The following is a 14,182-nucleotide window of genomic DNA, read 5'->3' on the forward strand; positions in this document are numbered from 1 at the left end:
GGCGGCGCCCGATGACCAACGCCTTAAGGCTATCGCCGTTCGACGCGGCCGCGATCCTGATCGTGCTCGCCGCCGCGCTCGGCTATCTCAACTTCCGATTTCTGAAGCTGCCCTCCTCGATCGGGCTGACGATCATGGGGGCGGTCGCCTCGCTGATCGTCGTCGCGCTGGATCGCGTGCTGCCCGGTTCGGGGCTGGCGCATGACGTGGCCGGGTTCATCGCCGGCATCGATTTCCACACCACGCTGATGGAAGGGATGCTGTCGTTCCTGCTCTTCGCGGGCGCGCTGCACGTCGACTGGCATGAAATGCGGCGCGGGCGCTGGGCGATCCTGGTCCTCAGCACGATTGGCGTGGTTTTATCGACCGTGCTGGTCGGTGGCGGCTTCCTGCTGCTCGCCCGCGTGATCGGCTTCGACGTGCCGGCGATCTGGTGCTTCGTGTTCGGCGCGCTGATCAGCCCGACCGATCCGGTATCGGTGATGGGCGTGCTGAAACGTGCCAAGGTTTCTCCGACGCTGGAGGCGACCGTGGCGGGCGAAAGCCTGTTCAATGACGGCGTTGGCGTGGTGATCTTCTCGATCCTGCTCGCGTCCGCCGTGTCGGGCGCCGACTTCTCGATCCTCGAAGGCGTCCGGCTGTTCGCGGTCGAGGCCGGCGGGGGCATCCTGCTCGGGCTTGCCATCGGCGGAATCGCGTTTCGCGCGATGCGCTCGATCGACGATTACAAGGTGGAGGTGCTGATCAGCCTGGCAGTCGTGATGGGCGGCTATGCCGTCGCGCACCCGCTTCACGCCAGCGGCCCGGTAGCCATGGCGGTCGCTGGCCTCATCATCGGCAATGCCGGCGTGGCGCATGCCATGAGCGAGACGACGCGCGATTACCTGCACAAATTCTGGGATCTGGTCGACGACATCCTCAACACCGTCCTGTTCCTGCTGATCGGGCTGGAGGTGGTGACGATCCCCGCGGACCTGCGGCTCCTGATACTGGGCATCGCGGCCATCCCGCTGGCGCTCGCTGCGCGCGCATTGTCGGTGATCCTGCCGCTGCGCGCGATCCGGCCGACCCGCGCCCATGACGTCGTGGTTCCGGCGACCTTGATCTGGGGCGGGCTGCGCGGCGGCATCTCGGTGGCACTGGCGCTCGGGCTGCCGGAGGGGCCGGCGCGAGCGTTGATCCTCGCCGCGACCTATGTGGTCGTCCTGTTCTCCGTCATTATCCAGGGCGGCACGATCGAGCGCCTGCTCGATCGTCTGTCCGCCCGCGGAACCGCGTCGTGAAGGCGCACCTGCTGCGCATCGCCGACCGGCTGCGCGAAAGCTATTGGTTCGTGCCGACGATCATGGCGATCGGCGCTCTGCTGCTGGCGCTGACGATGGTATATATCGACAGCCATAGCGGGTCGCACTGGATGGATCGCTTCCCGTGGCTCTACGCCGCCCGGCCGGAGGGGGCGCGCAGTCTGCTCTCCTCGGTCGGTGGCGCGATGATCGGCGTCGCCGGTACCACCTTCTCGGTCACCATGGCGGCGGTGGTCTACGCCTCCGGCCAATATGGCCCGCGGCTGCTCAGCAACTTCATGTCCGATCGCGGCAATCAGGTGACGCTGGGCACGTTCATCGCGACCTTCATCTATTCGCTGATGGTCGTGCGCACGATCCGCTCGCCGGGAGAGACGGTCGGCGAGGTGGGCTTCGTGCCGCAGCTCGCGGTGCTGGTCGGCGTCATCCTCGTGCTGTGCTCGATCGCCGTCCTGATCTTCTTCATCCACCACGTCCCCAGCCGGATCCACATCAACAGCGTGATCGAGCGGATCGGTGATCGGTTGCTCGCCGAGATCGACAATCGCTTCCCGGTGTTCGTCGGCCGACCGCTCGACGAGAGCGCCGACGATGATCGCATCCCGGATGCGTTTCGCCTCGATGCGAGCCCCGCGGCGATCGAGCGGCGTGGGCCGGTGCGGGCGAAGGATAATGGCTATATCCAGCTGATCGACGAGGAAACGCTGCTCGATACTGCGCGCGCCAATGACCTGATCCTGCGCCTGCAATATCAGCCGGGCGACTTCACGCATCGCGGCAGCGTGCTGGTCGAGGCGTGGCCGGCCGAGGCGCTGGACGAGGATGCCACGGCGGCGCTGCGCACCGCCTTCGCAATCGGATCGCGCCGCACCGCGCTGCAGGATCTGCGCTTTCTGATCGACGAGCTGGTGGAGATTGCGGCGCGGGCACTGTCGCCCGGCGTCAACGATCCGTTCACGGCCAATTCCTGCCTCGACTGGCTCGGCGCAGCGCTGGCGGACCTTGCCCGGCGCGACCTGCCGTCGCGGCTTCGCGCAGACGAGGACGGCGTCTTGCGCATCATCGCCCATCCGATGACGTTCGCCGGTTTCGTCGAGCGCGGCTTCGGGGCGCTCGCGCAATATGCCTCGGCCGACAAGATCGCCGGCCAGCATTTCCTTGCGGCCCTCGGTGATGTCGCGCTGAGCTGCGAGGCACCCGAACGGATCGCCACGCTGGTGCTGCAGGCCAAGCAATTCCGTGATCTTGCCGAGCGCGCCTTGTCCGGCGCCAGCCGCGAGGCCGTCCTCACCCGCGCCGACGAACTGCTCCGCGCGCTTGCCGAACCCGATTACAAGCGCCGGCTGCGCGACGGCAATGCATGGCTGGGCGGCACCGCGTGATGCCGTGGCGCTCCAACCTGGTACTATGGTGCCGGCGTGCGGCTGGTTTCCGCTTACATTCTAGTGACTTTCATTCCATGATCCCCGAAACGCGACAAGGCGAGTGAGGGGATGCCGGTGGACGAGGTGACAAGGGCGCGGCTCACCGACGCGCTGCATCGCACCGCCAGGCGCGATCCGCGCGCCTTTCGCCTTGTCTACAAGATGACGGCGGCGAAGCTTTTCGGCATTTGCCTGCGTATCTGCGGCGAACGAAAGGCAGCAGAAGACGTGTTGCAGGACGTCTATCTCACGGTGTGGACCAGGGCCGACGGCTTCGATGTCGCGCGCGGCAGTGCGATCGCCTGGCTGGCGACGATCGCGCGCAACCGCTCGATCGATTGGCGCCGCACCAACGGCCGCCCCCATGCGCCGGTCGAGGCGCTCGACGCGATCGCCGATCCGGCCCCGCTGACGTCCGAGGCGCTGCTGGCGGACGAGCGCGAGCGGTTGCTGCACTTCTGTCTTGGAACGCTGGAGACGAACCAGCGCACGGCGATCCGAACCGCTTTCTTCGAGGGGCTGACCTATGCGGAACTGGCCGAGCGCGTGGCGGTGCCGCTCGGCACGATGAAGAGCTGGGTTCGGCGTGGCCTGATGAAGCTGCGGGAGTGCCTCGATGCCGCTGACGCCTGACGACAGCATCACCGCGGCGGAACTCGCGCTCGGCCTCCTCGAGGGGGAGGAGCGCGCTGCTGCCCTGCGCCGCGTCGCGGCCGAGCCGGAGTTCGCGCAGGAGGTGGACACGTGGCGGACGCGCTTCGCGGCGCTCTACCCGAGCTACCCCGAGGTAGAGCCACCCGCGTGGATGGAGGGGCGCTTGATGGCGGCGGTCGACAATGCGCGGCCCTGGCGCTGGGCGACCGGCGCGGCTTCGGCGCTCGCCGCGTGCCTTGCGCTGGCGCTCGTTCTGCGTCCCGCGGACGTGCCACCGCCCTCCCCTGGGCCAGCACCACGACCAGCCGCGCCGGCGCCGATCACCTATGCCGCCGCGATGACGCCGGCCGATGGCAAGGAGGGCGCCGCGTTTGCGGCGCTGTTCGACGCGGCACGCGGCCAGGTGCGCGTGCCGACCGCGATCGAGGTGCCGACCGGCAAGGTCGCCGAACTGTGGCGCATCGGCGCGGATGGCGTGCCGCATTCGCTGGGCCTGCTGACCGCCACCGGAACCACGGCGATCGCGCTCAGCGCCGCCGATCGCGCCGCGCTCGCCGCCGGTGCCACGCTGGCGATCTCTATCGAGCCGCCCGGCGGCTCACCGACCCGGCTGCCCACCGGGCCGATCGTAGCAACGGGCGCGCTGACGCGGATATAATCGGCACAAAGAAGCGCGAAAGTATTAACCTAGCTATTCAGCGCCTCGTAGCAAGTCTCCATAGTAGTAGCGCGCAAGACTTCGCGACTTTTCATTGCTGGTGCATCCCATGTGAGAAATATTCGTATCTTCCGCGGTCACATGGGAGAGACTGAAATGGCAACGATCAACGGCAGCCGGACGCGTGACGATTCGGCAGGGTACAGCCTCGCCTACCTCAACGGCGTCGCGAGGGATTTCGGCACCGGTTACGACTTTGTGAGGTTCGGCAACCGCGAAGGACTGTTCACGCAGGTTCGCCTGACCTTCACCAGTGCCGAGGTCGGCAACAATGTGGCCAATGATGCCGGCACGCTGGCCAATCAGGATGGCGGGCTCGCGGTGCGCGTACAGGGCGAGGATGCGTCCGGCGCGCTGACCGGCGGGATCGGCCGCTTCGACGATGAAGGCATCAGCTTCGTTTCCGACGGCACCTTCACCTTCGACGTGCGCGATCTCGTCAGCGGCACCGCGCGCGGCGACCAGTTCGACATCGTGCGCCTTGGCACATCCGGCGCCGACTACTACGCCGAGGGCGGCACGACGGCGAACGTCTACATCAACGGCGGCCAGGGCAATGACGACATCAAGGGCGGCCTGGGCAATGACTTCCTGGTCGGCGGCGCGGGCAATGACACGCTGAACGGTGGCCGCGGCGGCAACGACAGCTTCCTTGGTGGTGGCGGCAACGACACGATCACCGGCGGCGCCGGCGACGACATCGCGATCTTCAACATCTCGACCGACGGGATGGACATGGTCGATCTGGGCAAGGGCAGCGACACGGTGATCGTATCCGCCGCCGCGGAGACCACCCAGGTGCGCCTGACGTTCACCAGCGCCGAGGTCGGCAACGGCAGCGCGCTCGACGCAGGTACGCTCGCCAATCAGGACGGCGGGCTTGCGGTACGGATGCAGGCGGAGGGCCGCGGCGACGCGCTGGTCGGCCAGGTCAGCCGCTATGACGACGAAGGCGTCACCTTCACCTCCTCCACGCCGACGCTGACCTTTGACGTGCGCGATCTCGTCAGCGGCACCGCGCGTGGCGATCAGTTCGCATCGGTGCACCTGGGCACCAAGGCGGGCGAGATCATCGACTTCAGCACCGCCACGACCGCCACTTATGTCAACGGCGGCGCGGGTAACGATCGCATGACCGGCGGCGAGGCGAACGATTTCCTCGTCGGCGGCGCGGGCAATGACCGGCTGATCGGCGGGCTGGGTGACGACCAGCTGCTCGGCGGTGCCGGCAACGACACGTTCGTGTTCCGCGACACGCCGGGCGATGACACGATCGTCGACTTCGTATCGGGCACCGACAAGATCGACCTCAGCGCGTTCGACATCGCCGCCGAGGATGTGACCGCCGTGACGAACGGCGCGAACACGACCTTGTTCGTCAACGTTTCGGGCGATCTGACACCCGATTTCACCATTACGCTGACGAACGCGGGGCCGCCGGTGGCAAGCGACTATATTCTCTGAAGGCGGATGAGGCGGCGCTTCGGCGCTGCCCCGGTCGGCGACATGAAAGGGCGGTCGATCCACGCGATCGACCGCCCTTTTCACTGTGTCACGCGTCGATCAGGACGGCAGGCCCACACGCAGGCTGGGATTGCCGTTGTTCGTGCCATTGGGGAAGAAGCCGCCGCCGTTCACATTGGCGCCCGTCGCGTTGAGGTACACGATATTGTGCACCTGCTGGCTGTTGCGGCTGTAGGCCACGCCATCGCCATCGGCGAGGACGATGTTCGAGGCACCGTTGCTGCCGGCGACCCCCTGGTCGGAGTCCCCGTTCTTGTCGAGCACGTCGCGCGCGTCGGAGATCCTGGTGGTGGCGGTCACCAGCGCCGCGGTCGACATGCCCTTGGCGTAGAGCACCGTGCGCACCAGCCCCGCATGATAGGCCTCCGCCGCCAGGATGCCCGCCGCCGCCTCCAGATACACTTTGCTCGACAGCAGCGGCGCAGCGCCCTTGTAGGCGCTCACCCCCACGTCCTCGAACAGATAGGCGCCGAGCAGGAAGTTCTCGGGCGAGGAATAGGGATTGAACGTCTCGTTCGCCCCGACCACGCCGGCAGCACGCGCCGCCGCGGTAAAGGCGCCATTGGCGTCGCCCGAGATGTTGATGTTGGGCATCGCCACGGCGGCGGATCCGAGCGCGGTGCGCAGGAAGGCGACATGCGCCGCCTCGTCGGCCGCGATCTCGCGCGCATAGGCACCGACCAGCGGATCGCCGGAAAAGTCCACCCTCGCGCCGCCGATGACGGTTCCGCCGGCAGCGCCGCTCCCGCTCGCCGTCTGCGCCGCCGCAAGGCCGGTGCCGTTGACGGCGAACAGATAGAATTGCGCCTCGAGATACTCCAGGTTCAGCGCGAGATTGAGGATATCGGCGTCGGTCACCGGCGCCGCCGTTGGCGTGGGCGTTGGCGTCGGGGTGGGTGTCGGCGCGAAGATATTGTCGTCATCATCGTCGAAACAGCCGGACAGCAAGGTGGCGCCAGTCAGCGCCAGCGTGCTGCCGCCCGCCACCTTGATGAAACGGCGCCGCGCCGCCCGCCGCGCGTCGGAAGCGGCGAGGATGTCGAGGGCCTTGCGATGGTCGATCATGGTCTGTGTCCCGGAAAAAGCGTGAAAAAAGCCGATGGAAGCGCAGCCACGCTCATGCGGTGGACCGGATGTTGCCGTTCACGCCATTGGGGAAGAAGCCGCCCATCGTGGCACTGGCGGCATTGAGATAGACGATGTTGAGCACCTGGCCCGTCGTTCGGCTGTAGGCGAGGCCATTGGCGTTGAGCGGCGCGATATTGGACGTCAGCGTCGCGCCGCTGCCCGACGGGGCGATGCCCTGATCCGCGTCAGGCGCAATGCCGCGCACGCGATCCTCGGCCGGGCTGCCGTCCAGCGTATCGCGGGCGGTGGAGATCTTCTCCGTCGCATCGACCAGGGCGCTGACGCCCTTGGCATAAAGCGTCGTGCGGACGATCGCCGCGTGATACGCCTCCACCGCCAGGATGCCGGCTGCCGCCTCAAGGAACGTCTTGTTCGAAATCAGCGGCGCGGCGCCCTTGTAGGCGGTGACGCCGACATCCTCGAAGATGAACGCGCCGAGCAGGAAGCTGTTGGGATCGGCATAGGGGTTGAACGTCTCCGTCGCGCCAACGACGCCCGCCGCGCGTGCGGCGGCGGTGAACGGCCCGGACGCGTCGCCGGAAATGTTGATGTTGGGCATGGCCACCGCCGCGCTGCCCAGCGCGGTGCGCAGGAACTTGACGTGCGCTTCCTCGTCCGCGGCGATCTCGCGGGCATAGGCACCCACCAGCGGGTCACCGGAAAAGTCGACCCGCGCTCCGCCGGTCACGGTGCCGCCAGCAGCACCCGAGGGTGCGCCCGTCAGGCTTGCCGAAAGCCCGGCGCCGTTCACGGCATAAAGGTAGAATTGTGCCTCGAGATATTCGAGGTTCAGCGCGAAGTTGAGCACGTCCGCATCGGTGAGCGCCTGCGCCTTCGCCGGATCGGCATAGACGAATGCCCCGCCGACCGCCGCGGCGCCGAGTGCCGCCGTGAAGAACGCGCGTCGATCACGCCGCCGATCGGCGCGCTCCTCGAACGCCTCGATCAGTTGGTCCTGTTGCGTCGTCACTTGGCACCTCCCGTAAGCCCGCAAGGGGTTGGGATTGCTTTTCGTCGTGCGGGCTGTGGAGAGGTACGGCCGCCGGGTGATGGCGGATGCAGGCGGGCAGGCAAATTTGTTGTTTGCCGTCTCTCACCCGGGAAGCGCTCGACGCGCGCCGTTAAGGCAAGGTCGCGGATCCCCAGCCGTGATCGGGGCGCTGCCACCCCGGCCATCCGATGCTCGCCGGCTGGCTGGCGCCGTGGTCAGACCGCCGTGGTTAGACCAGCGTTGGACGGGAGCGGATCGCGTTGAGCACCGGCGGGTCGACGCGATAGACCGCCAGCCGCCGGCCGCCCCGGTTGCAATGATCGGTGATCCGGCCGGCATAGTGGCGGCGCACCAGCCCCGCGCGGACCAGATCGGATACCGCGCGGCTCACATTGGCCTTGCCGATCGCCAATGCCTCTTCCGCCAGCGCCGCCTCCACCCGGTCGGGATCGCTGCTGCCGAGCCGTGCCGCCACCTTGGCGCGAAGCCCGGCGCGCCGCCGGTCCCGTGCGGCCAGCGGCAGCAGCTGGCGCGCCAGCCAGTCACGCAGCGACACCCGCTCCGCCCCGGCCGCCCCGGACACCTGCACCCACGGCCCCGCCTCACCATCCGCCCGCGCCGCCTCGGCAATCAGGCCGAGCACGAGAAAGGCATAACGCGGGCGGCTGGACGCAGCCGCGAGCGCGGCGAGGATCGAGCCGAGATCGGGACGGGGGGTGGCCACAGTCATGTTGGAGAATCAAGCACATGCGGAACGCAACGTGAATCCCCTTCGTGCATGCCGAAGCGACTTTGTCGTCCATGACACTTTGCCACGCGCCCGCCGGCAGAGTGTCACGAATGACGCTTCACCGCGGCGGGGCGGCGCTGGAGTGGTCGCACCGATCCGGGCCGCTGGCGGGAATGGAGCTGACGGCAGGGAAGGATAGCGATGCGACGGCCGCGGCTGACGAGCCCCCCTTCCCCGCCTCCTGGCCGCCTACGCAGCCCCGCAAAGATGGATTACGCTGGCGGGATGATGGCTTGAAGCGCCCTCGCACACCTGAACCCCTCCCCATCCGTACAAAGCCTGTCGCGCCATGGGCCGGATCCCACTGGTCCGGCGCAGCTCATCACAGACGTCAACCAGCTAAGCATGAACGGATCAAAAAGGTCGAAGGCCGCGCCGATGAACGGTTTCGTGACAGGCTTACACGCGCAGCCTAGCGGCACCGGCAAACGCGCGCCTCAAGGCAAAGTGTCAGCCATTCCTCTTTCTGGACCAAGGCCCTGCCCCCCTCACATCTTGCAGCTTGGCAGGTTCATGGTCCTGCGACATGCTTCGGGAACAAGGGGCGCACGGAACACTGGCAATTAGCCGGTACAACAGGGGGCAATGCCATCATGGCTGAATATTACGGCGACGATTCCGACAACAACTCCTTCGGTACGAGCGGCGACGACATTGCTTATGGCTATGGCGGAAACGATTATCTGCGCGGTGCGGCCGGCGATGACATCCTTTACGGTGGCGCCGGCGACGACATTCTGCGCGGTGGCGAGGGTATCGACCGGCTGTACGGCGGATCGGGCTTCGATCGAGTGAGCTTCGCTGATGCGGGAACACAGGGCGTGATCGTCGACCTGCGGCGGCAGCTCATCATCAACGACGGTTTCGGCAATCGCGAAAAGATCGTCTCGATCGAAGCGCTCGGCGCCAGCACCCGCTTCCGCGACATCTTCCATGGCGATGATGGCAAAAACATGCTCCTGGGCAATCAAGGCGATCGCCTGTTCGGCCACGGCGGCAATGATCAAATTCAGATCGACGGGATCGTCGACACGGTGGTGGATGGCGGCGAAGGGCGCGACCTCCTCGCGCTTCTCGGCGACCAGACCGTCTTCTCGACCGACGGCAGCCAGGAACAGCTCGCGGCAACGTCGCGCGTCGTGGTCGACCTGTCGCGTGGGCTGATCGCGGACGATGGCTTTGGCGGCACCGGGCGCATCCGCGGCATCGAGGATTTCAGTTTCTACGCCCTGACCGGCGGGCGCGTGACCGGATCGGACACGGCGAACCGGCTCGAAGGCGGCAATGGCGATGATCGCCTGATGGGGCTCGGCGGCGGCGACGAACTCGTTGGCGGCGGCGGCAGCGATCAGCTGTTCGGCGACAATGGCAATGACGTGCTGATCGGCGGCCTGGGCAAGGATCAGCTGACCGGCGGTCAAGGTGCCGACATCTTTGTCTTTGCGGGCTTTTCCTTTGTCGGCTTTCACATCGACGAGCAGGGGCAGCAGTTCGAGGAATATTTCCTCCCGGGCGACAGCGGCGCGTCTCAGAAAGACGCCGACCGGATCATGGATTTCAGCAGCAGGCAGGGAGATATCATCGACCTGTCCGCGGTCGACGCAGTGGCGAACCTGGACAGCGCCAACCTGCCCGACGATGCCTTCACCTGGCTGGGCACCGGCGCCTTTACCGGCGCGGGCGGCGAGGCGCGCTACCAGATCCGCAACGGCAACACCTTCGTGCTGCTCGACATTGGTGGTGATCGGGGCGGCGAAATGGTGATCCGGCTGGACGGCGAGCATGTGCTGACCGCGTCGGATTTCATCCTCTGACCGGACGGGGAGCGTCGCCGTCGTTGGCGGCGCTTCCTCTGCTCCTGCTGTCGTTCAAGGCCCTAAGGTGCAGCGAGCTTGGCCGTCTTCCGGACAAGGCGGGACTGCTGCAATCCTTGCTTCGTCAGGTCGGGCGATGTGCGGCGATCAGCCCGGCGGGGTCAGGCGTTTGGCCATGATCACACGCGGTTCCTCGGCATAGCCAAGCCGGTCGTAGAAGCGTGCGACGGCGGTGTTGGTGGGGCGGATCATCAGCTGCACCTTGGGCACGCCGCGTACCCGCAGCCACGCTTCCGCCGCCGCCACCAGCGCGCGGCCGATCCCCTGCCCCTGCCGCCCGGGCGCGGCGGCGAGGTAGTAAAGCCAGCCGCGATGCCCGTCATGCCCCACCATCACGCTGCCGATGATGCCGCCCTCTCCCTCCGCGACCAGCACGGCAGAGGCGGGACCGGCCAGCGCGAAGCGGAAGTCCGCCGCGGGATCATTGTGGCTCACCACCAGCCCGCAGGCATGCCAAAGCGCGATGATATCGGCCTGATCGGCGTCGACGGCGGCCCGGATCGGGATGGTCATGGCCAGCAGCTAGGCGCGGATCCGCATGTTGTTAAGCACCCGCATGATCCGCCAGGCACTCCGGCGGTACCTGCCGTGTCCCGATCGCGCTCCGACCCCCGCCAGCGCCTTCACACCGACGCGCCCTGCCTGGATAAGAAGCTCGGGTGAAGCGCCGGATCGACGGTGAGCCCCCTCACCGTTCGTACCGAGCTTGTCGAGCTACGTGCCCAGCCCCCGCCCCTTCGCTCAGCAGGCCGGCGCGAGCGCCAGCGGCATGTCCAGTTCGATGCGATTGCGCCCGCGCTCCTTGGCCAGATAGAGCGCGCGATCGGCGGAGGAGAGCATGTCGCCCAGCGTCGTGCCGCCCCCGCCGAACGCCGCCACGCCGATGCTGACGGTCGCCTCCACCCCGGCGGAGCGCGGGTCGCGCGGCACCGCCTCGGCGAAGCGCGCGGCCAGCACGCGGCCGATGTCGCGCGCATGGGTCCGCTCATAGCCGGGCAGCAGCGCCACGAACTCCTCGCCGCCGATCCGCGCCAGCGCCGCCTCGGGCCCCAGCGTGTGGCGCGCGATGCGGGCGAACGCTTTCAGGATCTCGTCCCCCATCGCATGGCCGTGGCGGTCGTTGATCGATTTGAAGTGATCGAGATCGAACGCGAGCAGCGCCACCGGCTCGTCCGCGGCGCGCTGGCGCAGCAGCCGCTCGCCCTGTTCGAAGAACCATTGCCGGTTGCCCAGGCCCGTCAGGAAATCGCGGCGCGAGGATTCCAGCAGCTGCGCGTGCGATTCCTCGCGAACCACCGCCAGCAGCGCCATTGGCATGCCGACCGAATAAAGCACGCCTTCATACATAGTCAGCTTCGCCACGCCGGCGATCACCGCCGGGCCAAGCCACGCCTCAAGCAAGGGAAGGACGAAGAGCCGCCCGGCGTAGAACAGGGTGTGCATCGCCAGCAGCGCCACGACGAGCGGGTGCGAGCGCAGCGCGCGGAGCGGGCGGCAGCGGATCATTTCCCACGCCGTCAGCCCCACCGCGACGACGATCGGGATCCCGCCGATATAGCTCCACAGGTCCGCTTCCCAGCGGCTGCCCCCCGCCATCCAGGCCAGCGCCAACGCGACCAGCATGGCCACCGACAGCCCGGCATAGCGCCGGCCGTTGATCGCCGCGACGCCGTTCAGCACCAGCAGATAGCCGCTGACAAAGGTGAGATTACCTAGCGCCGAGCCAAGCACGCCCTGGCGGATGATGGCGATCACGCAGCCGGCGGCAAGCATGGCATAGCCAGCGGCGAACAGCTGCAGCTCGCGCCGCCGCTGCGGACGAGCCTGACCCTCCCACAGCGTCAGCGCCACGCTGAGGATCAGCGTGCCGATGGCGAGGACATAGAGGGTGAAGAGGTCAAAACGCATTGCGACGCCAAAGTTTCCAATGCCGCCATTTAGGTGCGATTTCGAAAGAACTCCTTAATCAGCGGGGATGGTAGCCGACCGCCACCCTGCTCTCCCCCTCCCCAGCTGGCCCCGTTCGCGGGACGCTCGCCCTCTCGGAAAGCTCGATGGCGCCCGCCTCCGCTCGGACGGGCGCCCGGCAGCGTTCGCCCGTCCAGATCCCGCGCGACATCGCCTGCGATCGCGGCATCACCGGCCGCATGAGCTTCTGACATAACCTCCCAGTCTGGAGCCTTGGCGCCCACCCATAGCCGTCATCCCCGCGAGGGCAGGGATCATGGTTCCGCAAAGCCGCCGCCCGTGAATATGCGCCCGCGTGCTGCGATCCCACCGCAGGGATCCGGCGCGCCTGCCGCGCTGGCCTTTCGCCACGCGCATCGCTATGGCGCGCGCCGCAGCCGCCTCTTTCGGGTTTCCGGCCGCTGCCTCCCCCTCAGAGCCCGCGCAAGGAGAACGCTTTTGGCGTGGGTCATCCTCGGCTGTGCCGTTGTAACCGAGATCATCTGGGCATTGAGCCTGAAATGGGCGGCCGTGCAGGGCGGCTGGCAGGCATCGATCGTGCCGATCACGCTCAGTTTCGTGAACATGGGGCTGCTCGCGCTGGCGATGCGCGGCCTCTCCGCCGGCACGGCTTATGCCGTCTGGACCGGGCTTGGCGCGGTGGGCGTCACCATCTTTGGCGTGATGCTGTTCGGCGAACGGCTGAGCGCGGTGCAGATCGGCTTTCTCGCGCTGATCATCATCGGCGTGGTCGGCACCAAGCTGTTCGCGCCGCAATAAGGGCGCGGCGCTGCCGGCGTGCGGCGGGCCGGCGCGGCGGGATGGGTAAAGGGTCGCGGCTGGCGAAGCGAATGTCGTCCGCTCGCCACTTCATTGCCCCTATAAAAGTTCGTCCTGAGCTTACCGAAGGATGTGCCCCGATTGGCATCACCCGAAGCACGCCGCTTCGCCCATCGCCGTGCGTCATTCTAGGATTTGATCCAGGCCCCTGGAAACACCTCCCCGGCGAAGGCCGGGGGCCAGCTGGGAAAGCGTTGGCAAAAGCTGGTGTGCCTGCCAGCTTGGTCGCGCAACTGGGCCCCGGCCTTTCGCCGGGGAAGCGGATCAATCTGGCTGGATCAGGTCCTAGCCCGCGGATTCGCGCAATCGGATCAGCCCGCTGAGGAAACAGACGGGGTAGATCACCTTTTCCTCCAGCCGCATGCGCTCGGCGGCGCGGGCGAGGATGAAGTGGGTTGCGACGGCGAAGTCGAACCAGTTGTTCTCGATCCTGTCCCGATCCCATTGGTGGAGATAGCTGTCCCAATCGGTCTCCATCTCCCCCACCAGGCTCGTCAGGCTTCTCTCCAGGGTGAGATCCGCATCCACGCCCCGCGCCAGCAGGGGGCCGTAGACACAGCGGCGTTCGGTGGCGCGATGCGCCTCGATGAGCAGATCGAAATCGTTGAGCTGCCGCTCCGCCTCCGCGGCATTGGGTGGGCCTTCGACCAGCGCGAGCAACGCCTTTCGCCGGGCATCGAGCGCGGCATGATCGCTCAACAGGTGTTCCACGCTGGTCGGTGCGTGAAGGGTGACGACATTGCCGCCGGAGACGGAACGTAGCCGAACCGGGATCGGCAACGCCCGGACGATATCCTCCAGCCGCGCGAGCGTACCCGATGGGCCGGGTTCCGCGATCATCGCGATCCGCGCTTCCTCCAGCTTGATGCTCACGAGATTGAGCTGACGCTCGTCCGCCAGGCCCAGTGCCTGCTCGATTAATTTGGTAAGCTCGTCGCGGTCGTTATCCACGTTCCCACTCCTGCGACTCCGGCGCTTCCTACATCGA

The 14,182-nt window shown here is 67.1% G+C and carries 13 protein-coding genes; 7 read left to right on the forward strand and 6 right to left on the reverse strand.

All coding sequences use genetic code 11. The features are described from left to right. Window positions 1–11 precede the first annotated feature (11 nt). The 5 genes from BMX36_RS16200 to BMX36_RS16220 all read left to right on the forward strand — a co-directional run bounded on the left by BMX36_RS16200 (window position 12) and on the right by BMX36_RS16220 (window position 5,564). Window positions 12–1,283 carry a cation:proton antiporter gene (locus BMX36_RS16200; RefSeq protein WP_093067117.1) on the forward strand — a complete coding sequence of 424 codons (1,272 nt, stop codon included), beginning with the start codon at window positions 12–14 and terminating at the stop codon, window positions 1,281–1,283. After that, window positions 1,280–2,686: a DUF2254 domain-containing protein gene (locus BMX36_RS16205; RefSeq protein ID WP_093067119.1), complete on the forward strand. Its 1,407-nt coding sequence runs from the start codon at window positions 1,280–1,282 to the stop codon at window positions 2,684–2,686. The genes BMX36_RS16200 and BMX36_RS16205 overlap by 4 nt, the downstream gene beginning before the upstream one ends. 111 nt (window positions 2,687–2,797) lie before the next feature. Next, complete coding sequence (locus tag BMX36_RS16210; protein WP_066780683.1) at window positions 2,798–3,361, forward strand: sigma-70 family RNA polymerase sigma factor; 564 nt, start codon at window positions 2,798–2,800, stop codon at window positions 3,359–3,361. Beyond that, the gene (locus BMX36_RS16215; protein WP_093067522.1) at window positions 3,345–4,040 is read left to right on the forward strand and encodes an anti-sigma factor; all 696 of its coding nucleotides are present in this window, start codon (window positions 3,345–3,347) and stop codon (window positions 4,038–4,040) included. The genes BMX36_RS16210 and BMX36_RS16215 overlap by 17 nt, the downstream gene beginning before the upstream one ends. 156 nt (window positions 4,041–4,196) lie before the next feature. Continuing rightward, window positions 4,197–5,564: a calcium-binding protein gene (locus BMX36_RS16220; RefSeq protein WP_218142192.1), complete on the forward strand. Its 1,368-nt coding sequence runs from the start codon at window positions 4,197–4,199 to the stop codon at window positions 5,562–5,564. Between the two features lie 99 nt (window positions 5,565–5,663). Here the strand turns inward: BMX36_RS16220 and BMX36_RS16225 are convergent, their stop codons facing one another. From BMX36_RS16225 to BMX36_RS16235, 3 genes are all read right to left on the reverse strand, one after another. Beyond that, complete coding sequence (locus BMX36_RS16225; RefSeq protein ID WP_093067123.1) at window positions 5,664–6,689, reverse strand: ferritin-like domain-containing protein; 1,026 nt, start codon at window positions 6,687–6,689, stop codon at window positions 5,664–5,666. A 52-nt stretch (window positions 6,690–6,741) separates the two neighbouring features. Then, a complete protein-coding gene (locus BMX36_RS16230) occupies window positions 6,742–7,722 on the reverse strand; it encodes a ferritin-like domain-containing protein (protein WP_093067125.1) in 981 nt (326 codons plus the stop codon). A gap of 250 nt (window positions 7,723–7,972) precedes the next feature. Next, complete coding sequence (locus tag BMX36_RS16235) at window positions 7,973–8,473, reverse strand: hypothetical protein (RefSeq protein WP_093067127.1); 501 nt, start codon at window positions 8,471–8,473, stop codon at window positions 7,973–7,975. Between the two features lie 653 nt (window positions 8,474–9,126). Between BMX36_RS16235 and BMX36_RS16240 the strand changes: the two genes are divergently transcribed. Beyond that, entirely contained in the window at window positions 9,127–10,347 is a 1,221-nt protein-coding gene (locus BMX36_RS16240) for a calcium-binding protein (RefSeq protein ID WP_093067129.1), read from the forward strand. A gap of 147 nt (window positions 10,348–10,494) precedes the next feature. Here BMX36_RS16240 and BMX36_RS16245 read toward each other — a convergent pair whose 3' ends face one another. After that, window positions 10,495–10,920 (reverse strand): GNAT family acetyltransferase, encoded by a 426-nt coding sequence (locus BMX36_RS16245; protein ID WP_093067131.1) that lies wholly within the window; start codon window positions 10,918–10,920, stop codon window positions 10,495–10,497. 228 nt (window positions 10,921–11,148) lie between these two features. Beyond that, complete coding sequence (locus BMX36_RS16250) at window positions 11,149–12,315, reverse strand: GGDEF domain-containing protein (protein ID WP_093067133.1); 1,167 nt, start codon at window positions 12,313–12,315, stop codon at window positions 11,149–11,151. Between the two features lie 498 nt (window positions 12,316–12,813). Here BMX36_RS16250 and BMX36_RS16255 point away from each other — a divergent pair, with 498 nt between their 5' ends. Continuing rightward, the gene (locus BMX36_RS16255; protein WP_066775671.1) at window positions 12,814–13,134 is read left to right on the forward strand and encodes a DMT family transporter; all 321 of its coding nucleotides are present in this window, start codon (window positions 12,814–12,816) and stop codon (window positions 13,132–13,134) included. Between the two features lie 345 nt (window positions 13,135–13,479). Here the strand turns inward: BMX36_RS16255 and BMX36_RS16260 are convergent, their stop codons facing one another. Further along, entirely contained in the window at window positions 13,480–14,145 is a 666-nt protein-coding gene (locus tag BMX36_RS16260; protein WP_093067135.1) for a hypothetical protein, read from the reverse strand. Between the last annotated feature and the right edge of the window lie 37 nt (window positions 14,146–14,182).

The sequence above is a fragment of the Sphingomonas sp. OV641 genome (genome assembly GCF_900109205.1).
Taxonomy (GTDB): Bacteria; Pseudomonadota; Alphaproteobacteria; order Sphingomonadales; family Sphingomonadaceae; genus Sphingomonas.

Bases quoted from the DNA above. Each gene is read 5' to 3' on its own strand.
- BMX36_RS16210 (WP_066780683.1), top strand. From the start codon at position 2,798: ATGCCGGTGGACGAGGTGACAAGGGCGCGGCTCACCGACGCGCTGCAT.
- BMX36_RS16240 (WP_093067129.1), top strand. From the start codon at position 9,127: ATGGCTGAATATTACGGCGACGATTCCGACAACAACTCCTTCGGTACG.
- BMX36_RS16250 (WP_093067133.1), bottom strand. From the start codon at position 12,315: ATGCGTTTTGACCTCTTCACCCTCTATGTCCTCGCCATCGGCACGCTG.
- BMX36_RS16220 (WP_218142192.1), top strand. From the start codon at position 4,197: ATGGCAACGATCAACGGCAGCCGGACGCGTGACGATTCGGCAGGGTAC.
- BMX36_RS16200 (WP_093067117.1), top strand. From the start codon at position 12: ATGACCAACGCCTTAAGGCTATCGCCGTTCGACGCGGCCGCGATCCTG.
- BMX36_RS16225 (WP_093067123.1), bottom strand. From the start codon at position 6,689: ATGATCGACCATCGCAAGGCCCTCGACATCCTCGCCGCTTCCGACGCG.
- BMX36_RS16235 (WP_093067127.1), bottom strand. From the start codon at position 8,473: ATGACTGTGGCCACCCCCCGTCCCGATCTCGGCTCGATCCTCGCCGCG.
- BMX36_RS16215 (WP_093067522.1), top strand. From the start codon at position 3,345: ATGCCGCTGACGCCTGACGACAGCATCACCGCGGCGGAACTCGCGCTC.
- BMX36_RS16245 (WP_093067131.1), bottom strand. From the start codon at position 10,920: ATGACCATCCCGATCCGGGCCGCCGTCGACGCCGATCAGGCCGATATC.